Below are 15,040 nucleotides of genomic sequence, written 5' to 3'. Positions count from 1 at the left end.
ATCCTGCACATGGCGCAACTGCCTACCGGCCCACTCCGCCGCCCGCAGCAGCACGAGGAGATCGCGGACTACCTGCGCGACGAGATCTTCGCGGGCCACATTCCGGCCGGCGAGTCGCTGCCCAGCGAGGTGGAGCTGTGCGAGCAGTTCAACACCTCCCGCGGGCCGGTGCGCCAGGCCGTGGCCACCCTGCGCGCCGAGGGCCTGCTGTCCTCCGGCCGCGGCCGCCGCTCCCTGGTGCTGTCGAACACGCGCACCGAGACGTTCGAGGAGATCCTGTCCAACACCTCCTGGATCTTCCGCATGGGCAAGGACCCGAGCGAGGACATGGAGCAGTTCGGCCTGGACACCGCCAGCGAGGAGCTGGCGGAGTGCATGCGCATCACCCCCGGCGACGAGGTCTTCGTTGTGCGCCGCGTGCGCAGCGCCGACGGCGAGCCCATGGTGATTGAGCAGATGGCGTTTCTGCCGGTGCTCTCGGAGGTCATCGAATCCGTGGACACCTCCGAGCAGTCCATCCACCGCGAGCTCATCCGCGCGGGCGCGGACTTCAACAACATCTCCCGCGCCTTCACTATCGAGCAGGCGGATGCCGACGTCGCGGGCAAGCTGGGCATCGCCGAAGGCGCCCCGGTGCTGCGCGTGAAGATCAAGGCGCTGACCCACAACGGCGACGTGCTCGAGGCCGCGGTGCATACCTTCCGCGTGGACAAGCTCTCCTTCGGCCTGAACAACGTGCGCGGGCACTCTTCCCCACTCTGGTTCCAGGCTGAATCCGAGATCCACTAGTCTTTCCCGCATGCATGTAAGGACTCTGGCGGCCGCGGCCGCCTTGGCCCTCCCTCTGGCCGCGTGCGGTGATTCCGCCCCGCGCGACAACGTGGTCGTGGCCGCCTCCGGCGCACCGGCCGGGCTGGACTTCACCACCACCGGCGGCGCCGCCGCACCCCAGGCCCTGGTGGGCAACGTCTACGAAACGCTCGTGCGTATCGACGCCTCCGGTGCCCCCGTGCCCCACCTCGCCGAACGTGTGGAGCGCGACGGCGGCACCTTCACGTTCCACCTGCGCGACGGCGTCACCTTCGCCAACGGCAAACCGTTTACTGCGGACGATGCCGCGTTTTCCATCCACTACGTGCAAAACGAGTGGACCAACGGGCTGAAGGCCCAGATGGACCCGGTCACAGACGTCGAGGTGGTTAACGAGCGGACGCTGCGCGTGACCGTCGAGGGCGGGACCGCTGCCGAGGACGCGTGGCTGTGGTCCATGGGCACCCTGACGGGGGCGATGATGACACCGGCAGGCGTCGATAGGCTTGCGACCGCTCCCCTGGGCACCGGGCCGTACACCGTGGCCCGCTTCGATGTGGGCGAGGCCATCGAGTTCGACGCGCGGGAGGACTATTGGGGCGGCGACGTCGCGCGCGACGGGATGATCCGCTACTTCGACGACCCGGTCTCCGCCGTCAACGCCTTGCGCGTGGGCGACGCGGACGTGGTGTGGGGCATGCAGGCGCCGCAGCTGATCGACACGCTGCCGGAGGACATCCGCGTCGAGGTGGGCACCACCAACGGCGAGGTGCTGCTTTCCATGAACAACACCCGCGCGCCTTTCGACGACCCGAACGTGCGCCGCGCTGTGGCGTACGCGGTGGACCGGACGGCGGTCAACGAGGTGGTCTACAACGGCCTGGCCACCGACACCGGCGGCGCGCCCGTGCCCCCGACGGACCCCTGGTACCCGGGCCGCGACTTCTACCCCTTCGACCCGGACAAGGCCCGCGAGCTGCTCGCCGGGCGAACCCCGGAGATCACCATCACCGTGCCAAACCGGCCGTACGCACAAGAAGCGAGCGAGCTGATCTACTCGCAGCTTCGCGCCGTCGGCTTCCGCGTGCGCCTCGAAACCGTCGAGTTCCCCGCCGTCTGGCTGAACCAAGTGCTCAAGGGCCACGACTACCAGGCCTCGCTGGTGGCCCACGTGGAGCCGCGCGACGTGCCCATGCTCTTTGGCAACCCGGACTACTACCTGGGCTACGACAACGCGGTGGTACGCGAGCGCATCGCCGCCGGCGACATGGCCGGCGCGGTCGAGCAGATCATGGACGACGCCGCGGCGCTGACCCTGGCCAACGCCCCGAACATCGTGCTCTACGCCCCCGGTGTTTCCGGCCTGGACCCGAACGTGGTCACCGACTCGCTGCCGCTGAACGAGGTGGAGAAATGATCCGCACGCTGGCAAAACACATCCTCCGCTTCGTGCTGCTGCTCGCGGCGGCCAGCGTGGTCATCTTCACCCTGCTGCGCGCCGTGCCCGGCGACCCGGCGCGCGTGGCGCTGGGCGTCTCGGCCACCGAGGAAGCCGTCGCGGAGCTGTCGGCGCGCCTCGGGCTGGATCAGCCGCTGCCGGTGCAGTACGTCGACTGGGTTTCGGGGCTGCTCACCGGCGACTTCGGTATCTCCATGTCCTCCGGCAAAGACATCACCGACACGGTGGTCGAGCGCGCCGGGGTGTCGCTCACCCTCACCCTTGTGGCGATGGCGGTCTCGCTCGCCGTTGCGGTACCGGTGGGCGTGTACCTGGCGCGGCGCACCCACTCCCCCGACGGCGCGTTCGTCGGGGCGCTGTCGCAGGTGGGCATCATCGTGCCGTCGTTTCTGGTGGGCATCGCGCTGGTGGCGCTGTTTTCGGTGCGCCTGGGCTGGTTGCCGGCCAACGGCTGGGGCACGCCGGCGCACGCGGTGCTGCCGGTGGCCTCGCTCGCACTGGTGCAGGCTTCGATCCTCACGCGCTACGTCGCAGCCGCGGTGCGCGAGGAGATGGGCAAGGATTATGTGAGGACGGGCAGGGCCCTTGGTGCGTCGATAGGCAATGTGCTGTTCACCTCGGCGCTTCGAAACGCCGCGCTGCCGGTGATCACGGTCGTCGGCGTGCAGCTCGCGTCGCTGGTGGTGGGCGCCGTGGTGATCGAGCGGGTGTTCACCATCCCCGGTTTGGGCACCATGCTTCTCGACGCAGTAGGCAACCGCGACCTGGCCACCGTCCAAACCGTGATGATGGTAATCGTGGCGTTCACCCTGGTGGTGAACCTGATCGTGGACCTGACCTACACGGTGGTGGACCCGCGGATTCGGAGGCAGGCATGAGCTGGCAGCGCAAAGTTGGCGCGGCGATCGTCGCGCTGGTGGCCTTCGCGGCGCTGCTGTCGCTCGTGTGGACGCCCTACGACCCGCTACAGACCGAGGTCGCCGCGCGCTTGCAAGGTAGTTCCGCGACGCACTGGATGGGCACCGACCAGTTCGGCCGCGACATTCTCTCGCGCGTCATGGACGGCGCGCGGCTGACGCTGACCGTGGCTGTGGGTGCGGTTGCGCTGTCGGGCTTGGTTGGCGTGCCGCTGGGGATCTGGGCTGGCATGCGCCGCGGCGCCTCGCGGGTGGTCATGGCCGGCGCCGACCTGCTGCTCGCCTTCCCCGCGCTGCTTTTGGCGATCGTGTTCACCGCCGTGTTCGGCGCATCCATCTGGATTGTGGTGCTGGCAATCGGCATCGCAGGCATCCCCGCCTTCGTGCGCGTGGCGCGCGCCGGGACCATGCAGGTGATGCAGCGCGACTACATCCTGGCCGCGCGCATCGCCAAGGTGTCCGGGCCTGCGATCGCGTGGCGGCACGTCCTGCCGAACATCTGGCCGCTCGTGCTCACCCAAGTCTCCGTCGCAGTCGCGCTGGCCATCCTGGCAGAAGCCGGCCTGTCGTTTCTGGGGCTCGGCGCGCCCGCGCCCTACGCCTCCTGGGGCCGCATGCTGCAGGCCTCCCAGCCGTACCTGGCCACCTCCCCGCACCTGGCGCTGTGGCCGGGTGCCGCAATCGCGCTGACCGTGCTGGGCTTCAACCTTCTGGGACACGCTGATGATCGACGTTAAGCACTTATCCATCCCCGGCATCCTCGACGACATCACCTTTTCCGTCGCGCCGGGCGAACGCGTGGGCATCATCGGCGAATCCGGCTCCGGCAAGTCCGTCACCGCGCTTTCCATCATGGGGTTGAGCGACCTGCCCGCGACCGGCTCCATCACCGTCGACGGCACCGAGATGGTGGGCACCCCGGACCGCGTGCGCCGGCGCGTGCGCGGCAGGAAAGTCGCGATGGTGTTCCAGGAGCCGATGACGGCGCTGGACCCGCTGAAGAAAATCGGCAAACTCGTCTCCCGCGAGCTTCTGTGCGAGGTCGGCGTGGACCGGCCGGGCGCCTACCCGCACGAGCTGTCCGGCGGGCAGCGCCAGCGCGTGCTCATCGCGCTGGCCCTGTCGCAGAACCCGGACGTGCTGATTTGCGACGAGCCCACCACCGCCCTCGATGCCATCGTGCAGGCGGAGATCCTGGAGCTTCTCGACCGCCTCGTGCGCGAACGCGGCATGGCGCTGCTGTTCATCTCCCACGACCTCGCCGTGGTGCGCCGCATGACCGACCGGGTGCTCGTATTCAAGGGTGGGCGCATGATGGCGCCGGACTCCGACTACGCCAAGGCGCTCGCCGCGGCCGCGGTGCCCGGCCCGCCCGCAGCACCGACAGCACTCGGCGATCCGGTGGTGACGCTCGACGGGGTCTCGCTGCGGCGCGGGCACACCCTGGCCGTCGACGACGTTTACCTGACCGTGCGCGCCGGCGAGCGCCTCGCCATCGTCGGTGGCTCCGGCTCCGGCAAAACGTCGCTGTTGCACCTCATCGCCGGCCTGCGCGAGCCGACCGCCGGCACCGTAGGCGTGGCGGGCGACGTGCAGATGGTCTTCCAGGACCCGTACTCCTCGCTGGATCCGCGGATGGCCGTGAGGACGTCGATACGCGAGGCAGGCGTCGATGCCGCCCGCGCCGACGAAGTGCTCGCGCGCGTTGGGCTCGAGGGCACCGGCGACCGCACGCCACGGCAATTTTCCGGCGGGCAGCGCCAGCGCATCTCCATTGCGCGCGCCGCGGCCCCACGCCCGAGCATTTTGCTTGCCGACGAGCCCGTCTCCGCCCTCGACGCCACCATCCAAGACCATGTGCTGGAGCTGCTGCGCGATACCGTCGGCAAGCACACGCTCATTTTTGTCACCCACGACCTGAGGGTCGCGCGCGAGCTGTGCCCCACCGTGGCGGTGATGCGGCACGGGCGCATCGTGGAGCAGGGCGCGACCGAAGAGATCTGGGCGGCGCCGCAGCACCCGTACACGCGCGAGCTGCTCGACGCTGTGCTGTAACCGGGTGCTGTAAGTTAGCGCACATGAGTATGTGCGTCGTCGGATCCATCAACGCCGACCTGACCGTCAACGTGGAGCGCCACCCCACCCCCGGCGAAACTTTGCTGGGCTCCGGCGGCGGGATCACCGCCGGCGGCAAGGGCGCGAACCAGGCCGTCGCCGCGGCGAAGCTGGGCACCCCGGTGGTGCTCGTCGGCGCGACCGGCACCGACGCCAACGCGGATACTGCCACCGCGATCCTTCGCGAGGCCGGGGTGGACATGCGCCACGTCGAAGAAGTCGAGGAGGTCACCGGCTTGGCCGTGATCACCGTGGCCGCCAACGGCGAGAACACCGTGCTCGTGGTGCCGGGGGCGAACGCGCTGGTGGGCGCGGAGTTCGTGGACAGGCACGTCGAAGCCGTGGAGACCGCCGAGCTGGTGCTGCTGCAGGGCGAGATCCCGGCCGACGGCTTCGCGCGCGCCGTGGAGCTGGCGCGCGGGCGCGTGGTGATCAACCTCGCCCCCGTCGTCGACGTGCCGCGTAAGTCCCTGCTTGCCGCCGATCCCCTGATGGCCAACGAGCACGAAGCTGGCCTGATCTTGGAGCAGCTGGGCCTCGACGACGCGGGCACCCCGGAGGACCTCGCCCGCCGCCTGCTCGAAGCCGGGTTCGCCTCCGTGGTGCTCACCCTCGGCTCCGCCGGCGCGCTCGTCGCCACCGCCGAGGAGCTGACCCACATCGACTCGCCCAAGGTGGAGGCGGTGGACACCGTCGGCGCCGGCGACTCGTTCGCGGGCGCGTTCTGCCACCGCATCCTCGAAGGCGACAGCATGGCCGACGCCGCGGCGTTCGCCTCTCGCGTCGGCGCGTTTTCCGTCACCCGGCCCGGCGCGCAGCCGTCCTACCCATCCGTGGGCGACGATCTGCCGGAGCTCTAGGCCCCTTTACACCCCGGCCATGTCCAGCAGGCGGCCCAGCACCGCCTCGCCGTGGCGGCGCAGCCCGTCATGCTGGAACTGGTCGGTTTCGAACACCTGCGCGCCGATCGCCGACGCGGTCTCGAGCGACAGCTCGCGCGGGACGAAGATGTCGTCGGTGTACACCGCCGCATACGCGTCGTAGTCGCTGCCCAATCCCGCGTACAGGTTGGGCCAGTCGTCCTTTTCCGCCAGGTCGTGGGCGACTTGTGCGAACGGGCGCAGCGCCGGATCCTCATCGAATTGGAACGGGAAGATGTGCTCGCCGGTGAGGTAGAACTCCGCATCGTCCGGGTGTGCGTGCGGGCTGAACCCGTCCAACTCGGCCGATACCCGCTCGGCCGCCCAGTTGGTCGCACCCGGCACCGTCCCGCCGTAGATGCTTTCGTGCACCGCGGCGTACAGCGGGCCTTTGGCAAAGCTGACGCGCTCGCCCACCTCCGCCAGGAAATCGGTGCGCAGGCGCCCGTTTTGGTGGAACGGCGCCTCGAACAGCCGCGCCAAGGATTCGAAGCCACCCTCGCGGCCCAGCTCGATACCCACAGTGCGTAGCCGGCGCGCGCTGAGGCGCTCCCCCGTCGGCAGCAGCTCCTCCTGCGCCTCCAGGTGGCGGCACACCTCGCGCACCATCGCCTCGGCAGCCGGGTAGGCCTCGTTGAACTGCAGGTGGCGGTGCTTCAGCTTGGCAAACGTCGCGCGGTACACCTCGTCCGCGCCCTTGCTTATCGACGGCACGCCTCCGGTAAACAACGCCCTGCCCACACCCTCCGGGCGCGCGGCCAGGTAGTGCATGAGGCAGAACCCGCCGAAGGACTGCCCCAGCACGTCCCACCGTTTCAGCCCCATCTCCTCGCGAAGCGCTTCGGCGTCGGCGACAATCTCGTCGGCGCGCAGCTGCGTGAGCACTTTAGCGTCGATAAGCGAAGGTGTAGCGGCGTCGATGCGGGTGGAGCGGCCGGTGCCGCGCTGGTCTAAGAGCACCACCTGGTAGCCACGCTCAAGCGCGTGGGTGATCCACGCGAAGCGCTGGCGCGGCGCCGGAAACCCCGGCCCGCCCTGCAGGTACAGCAGCGCCGGGGCCTTGGGGTCGCCGACAACGCGGGCGAAGACGGTGAACCCGCCGCGGGTGATTTCGATTTCGCGCATACGGCGATTGTAGGAACCGAGGCGCAGCTCGGAGCGTCATATACCTATGCACGACGGCATGGAAATTGAATTCGACCCGGTGATCCTGCGCGCCGACCAGATGCAACCCAAGCAGTACTACCTGCGCGTGAGCAAGCGACTATTCGTTCACGAACGGTTTGGGCACGACGAGTGGACAACGCAACTGGCCGCGCGACACCACCCGCGCCGGGAACGCTACGACGTCGCCGCAGCCGTGCGCGCGGTGGTGCACGCCTCCGAACGGCCCGGCAGCGTGGTCTGCGGCTTCTCGGCGCTGGCGCTGTACCGACTGCCGTACCTGGTGGAAGGGGCGGACACGACGCTACGGGCGGCCGTCCGGGCGACACTGCCTGCCTCCACCTTCCGACCCGCGGTTGCTCGGCTGCGAGCGCCCCACACCGAAACCTGGACACTCACCCACCGCGGCATGCCTATCCGCACCGCCACGCCGGCCCGGGCAACCATCCAGGCCTTGCAGCAGATTCGAGCCGGCGAACATTCGTGGCAGACGGAGCCGGTCCCGGGCGTTGCAGCGGAGGTGGTCCGGGCGGTGCAGCTCGTGGACTGCGTCCGGCGCCACCTGGGGCTGCAGGTCCCGGAGCTGCAGCAGGCCGCCGCGGGCCAACTGAGCAAGCGGTGGCTCTCGAAGGTACTCAATCTCTCCCGCGACACCGCCGATTCGCCGAAAGAAACGGAGCTGCGCCTGCTCCTGCAGCCAGTGGTGGAAAAATACAACCTGATGCTGGTGGAGCAATACCCGCTGGTAGTCGGCGGCAGGGTGGTCACCACCTTCGACTTCGCCATCCCCGAGCTGAAATTGGGGATCATGTACGACGGCAGCCACCACTGGACCTACGAACAGCGGCAATTGGACTCGTCGATCAATCTGACATCGATAATGCACGGCTGGACGGTGCCACGCACTGCCTCCAGGAGCATGCGTCAGTGCGTCGAGGTGGTGGAGGCGGTGCTGAAGCAGAAGCTCGGGGTCCGGTGACGGATGTGCCATCGGCTTCTTGCGCGACCCGGGAAGAGTGCCAAATGTGACATTCGTTCTGTCACATGTGGCACCGGCGGCGGGTGGGGTGGGCGCTGGCCGCTACTCCTCGCCGTCGGTGGACAGCGCCGCCACGAACGCCTCCTGCGGCACGGTGACAGAGCCGATGTTCTTCATGCGCTTCTTACCGGCCTTCTGCTTCTCCAAAAGCTTGCGCTTACGGGAGATGTCGCCGCCGTAGCACTTGGACAGCACGTCCTTGCGCAGCGCACGGATGTTTTCGCGGGCGATGATCTTCGAGCCGATGGCGGCCTGGACCGGCACCTCGAACTGCTGGCGCGGGATGAGCTCCTTGAGCTTCTTGGTCATCTTGTTGCCGTACCACTGCGCGGAATCCTTGTGCACGATGGCGGAGAAGGCGTCCACCGGCTCGCCCTGGAGCAGGATGTCCACCTTGACCAGGTCGGCCAGCTGCTCGCCGGCCTCCTCGTAGTTCAGCGAGGCGTAGCCCTTGGTGCGGGATTTCAGCATGTCGAAGAAGTCGAAGATGATCTCGCCGAGCGGCATGATGTAGCGCAGCTCCACGCGGTCCTCGGAGAGGTACTCCATGTTCTTCATCTGGCCGCGCTTGGACTGGCACAGCTCCATCGTGGAGCCCACGAACTCCTGGGGCACGATGATGGTCATGTTCACGATCGGCTCGTAGACCTCGGGGATCTTGCCGCTGGGCCAGTCCGACGGGTTGTGCACGATCTGCTCGGTGCCGTCCTCGGCCACCACGCGGTAGGTCACGGACGGTGCGGTGGAGATCAGGTCCAGGTCGAACTCGCGCTCCAGGCGGGTGCGCGTGATCTCCATGTGCAACAGGCCCAAGAATCCGCAACGGAAGCCGAAGCCCAGCGCGACGGAGGTTTCCGGCTCCCAGGTCAAGGAAGCGTCGTTAAGCTGCAGCTTCTCCAAGCTTTCGCGCAGCGTGGGGAAGTCCTCCTGGCTCACCGGGAACAGGCCCGAGTAGACCATCGGCTTGACGTCTTCGAAGCCCTCCAACGGCTCCTCGGCGCCCTTGGAGGCCCAGGTGACGGTGTCGCCGACGCGGGTGTCGCGGACGTCTTTCACGCCGGTGATGAGGTAGCCCACCTCGCCGGGGCCCAAGCCCTTCGTCTTTTTCATGGTGGGCGAGACGACGCCGATCTCGAGGATCTCCAGCGTCTTGCCGGTGTTCATCATCTGCACCTTCTGGTTCGGCTCGAGCTTGCCGTCCATCATGCGGATGTAGGTGACCACGCCGCGGTAGGTGTCGTACACCGAGTCGAAGATCAGCGCGCGGGCCGGTGCGTCGGCGTCGGTCGCTGCCGCGCCCGACGGGGAGGAAGGCGAAGGAATCAGGTCCACCACGCGGTCCAGCAGCTCCGGCACGCCCTCGCCCGTCTTGCCGGAAACGCGCAGCACGTCCTCCGGCTCGCAGCCGATGATGTTGGCGATCTCCAGGGCGTACTTCTCCGGGTCCGCCGCCGGCAGGTCGATTTTGTTCAGCACCGGGATGATCTCGAGGTCGTTGTCGATGGCCATGTAGAGGTTGGCCAGGGTTTGCGCCTCGATGCCCTGCGCTGCGTCGACAAGCAAAATTGCCCCCTCGCACGCGTCCAAACTGCGGGCGACCTCGTAGGAGAAGTCCACGTGGCCTGGGGTGTCGATCATCTGCAGCACCATCTGCTCGCCGACGTGATCGCCGGTCTTGGGCACCCACGGCAGGCGCACGTTCTGCGCCTTGATGGTGATGCCGCGTTCGCGCTCGATGTCCATGTTGTCGAGGTATTGGTCGCGCATCTCGCGCTCGTCGACGACGTTGGACAGCTGCAAAATGCGGTCTGCCAGCGTGGACTTGCCGTGGTCGATGTGCGCGATGATGCAGAAGTTGCGGATCCGGGCGGGGTCCGTGAACGTTTCCTCTGCAAAGTTTTTCGATTTGGCGGCCATAGTTGCCACATCCTACTTTGCGCACCCCGCGCTACGGTATGCACCATGCCTTACCACCGTTTAGGACTCGTTGCCCGCCACCGGCCCGCCACGTGGTGGCGGGCGCTGATTGAGCTCGTGGTGCTGGTCGCGTTCGTGGCCCTGTTTGCGGTTGCGTCGGTGATCGCCCTCGGGCTGGCCGCGGGGATCTCCGGCCGCGACTTCGAAATGCTCGTCGAGGGCGGGGCGGACCCGCTCAGCCCGCTTGTCCAGGTGCTGATCATCGCTGCGATCCTGCCGGCGCCGTTTCTCGCCGCGCGCATCGCGGGCCGCCGCCCGTCCGCGCTGTTCAGCACCGCGCTCCGCATGCGGTGGGGTGTGTTCGGGCGCGCGCTTGCAGTCGTCGGCGCGGTCTACGGGGCGCAAGTGCTTATCGACGCCTTCCGGGGCGCCCCCGCCGAAGCCACCGTCAACCCGTTCCGGCTGACCCTCCTCGCGGCCCTGCTGATCGCCGTGCCGCTGCAGTCCGCCGCCGAGGAGTTCCTCTTCCGCGGCGCGCTGCCGCAGATCCTCGGGCAGTGGCGGGCGCCCGCGTGGCTGGCCTACCTGCTGCCGGGCATCGCCTTTGTGGCGGGCCACGCCTACAACTGGGTCGGGCTCATCGACATCGCCATTTTCGCCGTGTGCACCGCGGTGCTGACCTGGCGCACGGGCGGGCTCGAGGCGTCGATTGCGCTGCACGCCGTGAGCAACTCGATCTTCTTCGGCTACGGGGCGCTGGACATGGTGGACCCGAACGCGACGGAGATCGGTTGGCAGCAGATGCTGGGTGCCTCGCTGATGACCGTCGTGTGCACCGCCCTCCTGCTGTGGGCGCTGCGGGGAATTTCAGCCGATCGGCAGAAACCCCTTGTCCCGGCAGACACGAAAGCTTAAGGTTGCAGATAACTGCAATGTGGAGGTGCCAACGTGGCGTTCGAGCGATTTAAGCGCAAAGGCGCGCGACCCCGCACGGCATCGCTCGACCAAGGCCTGGCCCTGCTGCACGACCGGGTGACCAACCAGATTGAGATGCGCCGCAAGCGCGCCTCGCGCGTGGACGTGCGCCCCACCGGCTCGGTGCCCCGCAACGTCTACTACGCCCCCGACATGGACGGCGGCGCCGAACCCGGCGAGGTGGTGTGGGTGACCGTGCCGTCGCACCCGCCGAAAGAGCGCTCCATGCTGGTGGTGGGCCGCGAACACAGCGACATCCTGGGCCTGCTCATCTCCCCGGAAGAAGAGCACGCGGAGGACGACCGCTGGTTTGAAATCGGCCCCGGCGACTGGGACGCCTCGGGCCATCCGTGCTGGGTGCGCCTGGACAAAACACTCGTGGTGCCGGAGGCGGACGTGCACCGGCGCGGCACCACCGTGCCGCAGCGCCGCTTCGAGCGGGTGGCAAACACGCTGCGTGAGCGCTTCCAGTGGTTGTAAGGGCAGTTTGGCCCGCACCGCCGGTGCTGTTATCCTGCTCGAGTTGACCGTTACCGGCCACCTTCGGGTGCGCACTGCTACGCGGGCAGGACCTTGGGTTCGCGTTCATAGCCAAAGCTGTGCGCAAGATACCCCGGCTGGGACGACGACATCCACGTTCGATTGAGAAACCAAGAGGTATTTCACACAGATGGCTAACATCAAGCAGCAGAAGAAGCGCGTCCTCACCAACGAGAAGCGCCGCATGCGCAACAAGTCCGTCCGCTCCGCCACCCGCACGGAGATCCGCAAGTTCCGCGAGGCTGTGGAGTCCGGCGACAAGGCTGCCGCTGAGGCGCAGCTGCGCGTGGCTTCCCGCAAGCTGGACAAGGCTGTGACCAAGGGCGTGTTCCACCGCAACTCCGCGGCGAACAAGAAGTCCAACATGGCCCGCGCCCTGAACAAGATGGACTAATTCCATCGTGTTTCGCCCCGTGCATCGTTGAACCGGTGCACGGGGCGTTTCGTGTGTCAAGACCCCCTTTGAAGAGAAAAGAATACTGCCGTGAAACACTCCCGCCGCGCGCTGGCTGCCGCGCTTGCCACTTCCCTGTCTCTGTCGTTGCCGGCGCCGGCCGAGGCGCAGCAGCTGAGCTCCTCGCCCGAATTTGAGGAGCTTCTGGCCCGCTACGCCCCGGGCGTGGACCCGGAGCAGGTGCGTGCGCTCGGGGTGCTGGCCGCACTTCTGGCCAGCATCGCGATTGCGATTCCGATGGTGAAAAACGGCAAGGTCACCTCCCCGTCGCGCGAGCACACCCACTCGCTGACGGTGGACGGGCGCAGCCGCACCTACGACGTGGTGCTGCCGCGCGGCTTCGACGCGGAGAAGTCCTACCCGGTGGTGCTGGGCTTCGGCGGCTGGCACCACACCTCTGCCAACATGCACGACTACTCCAACTTGGAGAGCCAGTTCACGGACGCGATCGTGGTCTACGGCCAGGGCGTGGACAACGCGTGGGGCGGCGCGCCGTACGCGGCCACCAGCATCGATGAGGATGTCGCGTACACAAAAGCCGTGCTTGACGACGTCGCTTCGCGCTACAACGCCGACACCTCCCGCACCGTCGCCGTAGGCCTGTCCAACGGCGGCGGCATGGTCGCCGCGCTGGCCTGCCACGCCCCGGAGACGGTGCGCGGTATCGCGTCGGTGGCGGGCGCTTTCTACTCCCCCACCGTCACGGGCTGCACTTCCGGCGAGGTGCCGACGATGATCATGCACGGCACCAACGACGGCGTGGTGGGCTACAACGGCGGTTTCCGCCACGGCGCGCCTTTCGAGTCCGTCGAATCGGTGGCGCGCACCTTCGCCCGCAAGAACGATTGCTCCATGGTGGCGTCGCAGTCACGCTCCGGTTCCATTACCACCTTCGACTTCGAAAACTGCTCCGCGCCGGTGCGCATCGAGCGCGTCGAGGGCGGCGGCCACACCTGGTTCGACTCGCCCGACGCGACGCGCCAAACGGCGCAGTTCTTGCGCCGCTACCTCTAGAACACGCTGACAAGCCCGCGGGCGATGAGCACCGCGCCGACCACCATGAAAAACGCGCCCGCGGCGATGTCTATATAGGGCCCGGCGCGCAGGAACTTCCGGCGCACACGCTCGGCGGAAGTGACCTGCGCGATCACCCCGAACAGGGCGAACGAGCTGAGCCAGAGCGAGGCGATGACGATCACCGCGGTGGCCAGCGAGGGGTTCGCGGGCAGAAGCGGCGCGATCATTGCGGTAAGCGCGACCACGATTTTGGGGTTGGCCAGGTTGGTGACCAGGCCCCGTCGATAGGCAGCATGCACCGAGCCCAACCGGTGGACGGCTTCGTCCAGGTCCGCCGGCGGGTCGTGCCTGTCGCGCAGCCCGCCGCGCAGGTTGTGCTGGCCCATCCAGATCAGCGCCGCGCCGCCGACGACTTGGATCACGGAGACCGCTTGCGGCACCGCGTGCAGCAGCGCAGCCGCGCCCACGACGGTGAGCGTGAACCACAGCGCCGCGCCGGTGTGGATGCCTAGGTTGGTCGCCCAGGCGTGCTTGCGCGAGCGGGTCGCGGTGCGCATGAGCAGCACCATGTCCGGGCCCGGAGCGGCGGCGCCGACCAGGTTGAGCCCGACGATGACCGCGAGATCGCCCGGCGCGATCATGCCAGCTCCGCGATGCGGCGCACCGCGTTTTCGAGGGCGAACTCCGGGTCGCCGCCCTGGCCCTTCACCTCGGCGTCGAGGTCGGAGACGATGATCACCGCGTGCGAGACCGCGTCCCCGCTCCACTGGCGCGCGACCTGCATGGTCTTCTTCGCCACGTACGGGTGCATGCCGACGGTGCGCGCCAGCTGGTCCGGGTTGCCGCGCACGCCGTGCAGCTTGGCGATGTCGCCGACCTTGCGCGCGAGCGCCGCCGCGATGGACACCGGGCTGGTGCCCAGCTGCAGGGCGCGGCGCGTCGACGCGAGCGCCCGGTCCGCGCGCCCCGCCACCGCCTGATCCGCGATGTCGAAGCCGGCGACCTCAGCCACGCCCACGTAGTAAGCGCGCACGGCCTCGACGGTGAGCTCGCCCTCGGTGTCGCTGACCAGCTGGCTCACCGCGGAGGCAAGCTCGCGCAGGTCCGAGCCGACCGACTCCAGCACCGCGGCGGCCACGTCCGGGGTGGGGCGCACGCCGTGGCTGCGGAACTCCTCCATGAGCCACGAGCGGCGTTCGTTGTCTTTCAGCGGATCGGCCTTGTGCACCTCGGCGACCTTGGCGAACTTCTTCACCATCGCCTTCTGGCGTCCGCCGCCGGTGTGCTCGACGATCAGCGTGATGCCCGGCGCGGGGTTCACGCAGGCCTGCAGCAGGATCTCGGTGGGTTCTTTGCCGGCGAGCTCGGCGTGCTTGACCACCACGACGCGGTCCTCCGCGAACAGCGACGGGCTGGTCGCCATCGCGATTTCGCCTTCGGAGACGTCGCCGGCGCGCAGGGTGGTCACCTCCACGCCCTCGCCGGCCTGGGCGACGATGGCTTTGGTTGCGCGCTCTGCGAGGAAATCGTCCTCGCCGAGCACCAGGTGCACGGGGTTGAGCATGCGCGCCATCTTACGTCCTGCTCCCGTGCCGCACCGAGTCCTGCACCTCGCGTGAACCGCCGAATGATTTCAGCGATTTTCTTTCGGATAACCCTGGCAAATTGATCACGAAGGCTTCATACTTTTATAGGAGTCTCTGCCGGGCGTCA

The 15,040-nt window shown here is 68.0% G+C and carries 15 protein-coding genes; 11 read left to right on the top strand and 4 right to left on the bottom strand.

Annotated elements, in window-relative coordinates:
- Positions 1-9 precede the first annotated feature (9 nt).
- Genes MHY23_RS02355 through MHY23_RS02330 form a run of 6 tightly spaced genes read left to right on the top strand, consistent with a single transcriptional unit; the run spans position 10 to position 6,161 of the window.
- The gene (locus tag MHY23_RS02355; RefSeq protein ID WP_239306255.1) at positions 10-789 is read left to right on the top strand and encodes a GntR family transcriptional regulator; all 780 of its coding nucleotides are present in this window, start codon (positions 10-12) and stop codon (positions 787-789) included.
- Between the two features lie 10 nt (positions 790-799).
- Positions 800-2,227 (top strand): ABC transporter substrate-binding protein, encoded by a 1,428-nt coding sequence (locus MHY23_RS02350; RefSeq protein WP_239306254.1) that lies wholly within the window; start codon positions 800-802, stop codon positions 2,225-2,227.
- Complete coding sequence (locus MHY23_RS02345; protein ID WP_239306253.1) at positions 2,224-3,147, top strand: ABC transporter permease; 924 nt, start codon at positions 2,224-2,226, stop codon at positions 3,145-3,147. The genes MHY23_RS02350 and MHY23_RS02345 overlap by 4 nt, the downstream gene beginning before the upstream one ends.
- Entirely contained in the window at positions 3,144-3,923 is a 780-nt protein-coding gene (locus MHY23_RS02340; RefSeq protein WP_239306252.1) for an ABC transporter permease, read from the top strand. The genes MHY23_RS02345 and MHY23_RS02340 overlap by 4 nt, the downstream gene beginning before the upstream one ends.
- Positions 3,910-5,241, top strand: a complete 1,332-nt coding sequence (locus MHY23_RS02335; protein ID WP_239306251.1) for an ABC transporter ATP-binding protein — start codon at positions 3,910-3,912, stop codon at positions 5,239-5,241. Before MHY23_RS02340 ends, MHY23_RS02335 begins: the two co-directional genes overlap by 14 nt.
- A 23-nt stretch (positions 5,242-5,264) precedes the next feature.
- Entirely contained in the window at positions 5,265-6,161 is an 897-nt protein-coding gene (locus tag MHY23_RS02330) for a ribokinase (RefSeq protein WP_239306250.1), read from the top strand.
- Between the two features lie 6 nt (positions 6,162-6,167).
- On the opposite strand, the gene MHY23_RS02325 is transcribed toward MHY23_RS02330, so the two are convergent.
- A complete protein-coding gene (locus MHY23_RS02325) occupies positions 6,168-7,346 on the bottom strand; it encodes an alpha/beta fold hydrolase (protein ID WP_239306249.1) in 1,179 nt (392 codons plus the stop codon).
- Between the two features lie 58 nt (positions 7,347-7,404).
- On the opposite strand from MHY23_RS02325, the gene MHY23_RS02320 reads away from it, so the two are divergent.
- Entirely contained in the window at positions 7,405-8,364 is a 960-nt protein-coding gene (locus MHY23_RS02320; protein WP_181888907.1) for a hypothetical protein, read from the top strand.
- Between the two features lie 102 nt (positions 8,365-8,466).
- On the opposite strand, the gene lepA is transcribed toward MHY23_RS02320, so the two are convergent.
- Entirely contained in the window at positions 8,467-10,341 is a 1,875-nt protein-coding gene (gene lepA / locus MHY23_RS02315) for a translation elongation factor 4 (protein WP_239306248.1), read from the bottom strand.
- 45 nt (positions 10,342-10,386) lie between these two features.
- Here lepA and MHY23_RS02310 point away from each other — a divergent pair, with 45 nt between their 5' ends.
- From MHY23_RS02310 to MHY23_RS02295, 4 genes are all read left to right on the top strand, one after another.
- Positions 10,387-11,256 (top strand): CPBP family intramembrane glutamic endopeptidase, encoded by an 870-nt coding sequence (locus MHY23_RS02310; protein WP_239306247.1) that lies wholly within the window; start codon positions 10,387-10,389, stop codon positions 11,254-11,256.
- A 33-nt stretch (positions 11,257-11,289) separates the two neighbouring features.
- A complete protein-coding gene (locus tag MHY23_RS02305; protein WP_239306246.1) occupies positions 11,290-11,796 on the top strand; it encodes a type II toxin-antitoxin system PemK/MazF family toxin in 507 nt (168 codons plus the stop codon).
- A gap of 190 nt (positions 11,797-11,986) precedes the next feature.
- Positions 11,987-12,250 carry a 30S ribosomal protein S20 gene (gene rpsT, locus MHY23_RS02300; RefSeq protein WP_038612735.1) on the top strand — a complete coding sequence of 88 codons (264 nt, stop codon included), beginning with the start codon at positions 11,987-11,989 and terminating at the stop codon, positions 12,248-12,250.
- A gap of 90 nt (positions 12,251-12,340) precedes the next feature.
- A complete protein-coding gene (locus tag MHY23_RS02295) occupies positions 12,341-13,324 on the top strand; it encodes an alpha/beta hydrolase-fold protein (protein ID WP_239306245.1) in 984 nt (327 codons plus the stop codon).
- Here MHY23_RS02295 and MHY23_RS02290 read toward each other — a convergent pair.
- Together MHY23_RS02290 and holA are read right to left on the bottom strand one after the other, a co-directional pair.
- Positions 13,321-13,968, bottom strand: coding sequence for a LysE family translocator (locus tag MHY23_RS02290; RefSeq protein ID WP_239306244.1), 648 nt, complete (start codon positions 13,966-13,968; stop codon positions 13,321-13,323). The two genes, MHY23_RS02295 and MHY23_RS02290, sit on opposite strands and share 4 nt — an antisense overlap.
- Complete coding sequence (gene holA, locus MHY23_RS02285) at positions 13,965-14,900, bottom strand: DNA polymerase III subunit delta (RefSeq protein ID WP_239306243.1); 936 nt, start codon at positions 14,898-14,900, stop codon at positions 13,965-13,967. The genes MHY23_RS02290 and holA overlap by 4 nt, the downstream gene beginning before the upstream one ends.
- Positions 14,901-15,040 lie beyond the last annotated feature (140 nt).

Origin of the sequence: Corynebacterium sp. ACRQP (genome assembly GCF_022345915.1) — a bacterium.
Taxonomy (GTDB): domain Bacteria; phylum Actinomycetota; class Actinomycetes; order Mycobacteriales; family Mycobacteriaceae; genus Corynebacterium; species Corynebacterium lehmanniae.
Note: the sequence above shows the minus strand (reverse complement) of the source record. Positions and strands in the feature narration are given on the sequence as shown.

Coding starts and splice junctions, on each gene's coding strand:
- MHY23_RS02355 (WP_239306255.1), top strand. CDS start 10: ATGGCGCAACTGCCTACCGGCCCACTCCGCCGCCCGCAGCAGCACGAG.
- MHY23_RS02350 (WP_239306254.1), top strand. CDS start 800: ATGCATGTAAGGACTCTGGCGGCCGCGGCCGCCTTGGCCCTCCCTCTG.
- MHY23_RS02345 (WP_239306253.1), top strand. CDS start 2,224: ATGATCCGCACGCTGGCAAAACACATCCTCCGCTTCGTGCTGCTGCTC.
- MHY23_RS02340 (WP_239306252.1), top strand. CDS start 3,144: ATGAGCTGGCAGCGCAAAGTTGGCGCGGCGATCGTCGCGCTGGTGGCC.
- MHY23_RS02335 (WP_239306251.1), top strand. CDS start 3,910: ATGATCGACGTTAAGCACTTATCCATCCCCGGCATCCTCGACGACATC.
- MHY23_RS02330 (WP_239306250.1), top strand. CDS start 5,265: ATGAGTATGTGCGTCGTCGGATCCATCAACGCCGACCTGACCGTCAAC.
- MHY23_RS02325 (WP_239306249.1), bottom strand. CDS start 7,346: ATGCGCGAAATCGAAATCACCCGCGGCGGGTTCACCGTCTTCGCCCGC.
- MHY23_RS02320 (WP_181888907.1), top strand. CDS start 7,405: ATGGAAATTGAATTCGACCCGGTGATCCTGCGCGCCGACCAGATGCAA.
- lepA (WP_239306248.1), bottom strand. CDS start 10,341: ATGGCCGCCAAATCGAAAAACTTTGCAGAGGAAACGTTCACGGACCCC.
- MHY23_RS02310 (WP_239306247.1), top strand. CDS start 10,387: ATGCCTTACCACCGTTTAGGACTCGTTGCCCGCCACCGGCCCGCCACG.
- rpsT (WP_038612735.1), top strand. CDS start 11,987: ATGGCTAACATCAAGCAGCAGAAGAAGCGCGTCCTCACCAACGAGAAG.
- MHY23_RS02290 (WP_239306244.1), bottom strand. CDS start 13,968: ATGATCGCGCCGGGCGATCTCGCGGTCATCGTCGGGCTCAACCTGGTC.
- holA (WP_239306243.1), bottom strand. CDS start 14,900: ATGGCGCGCATGCTCAACCCCGTGCACCTGGTGCTCGGCGAGGACGAT.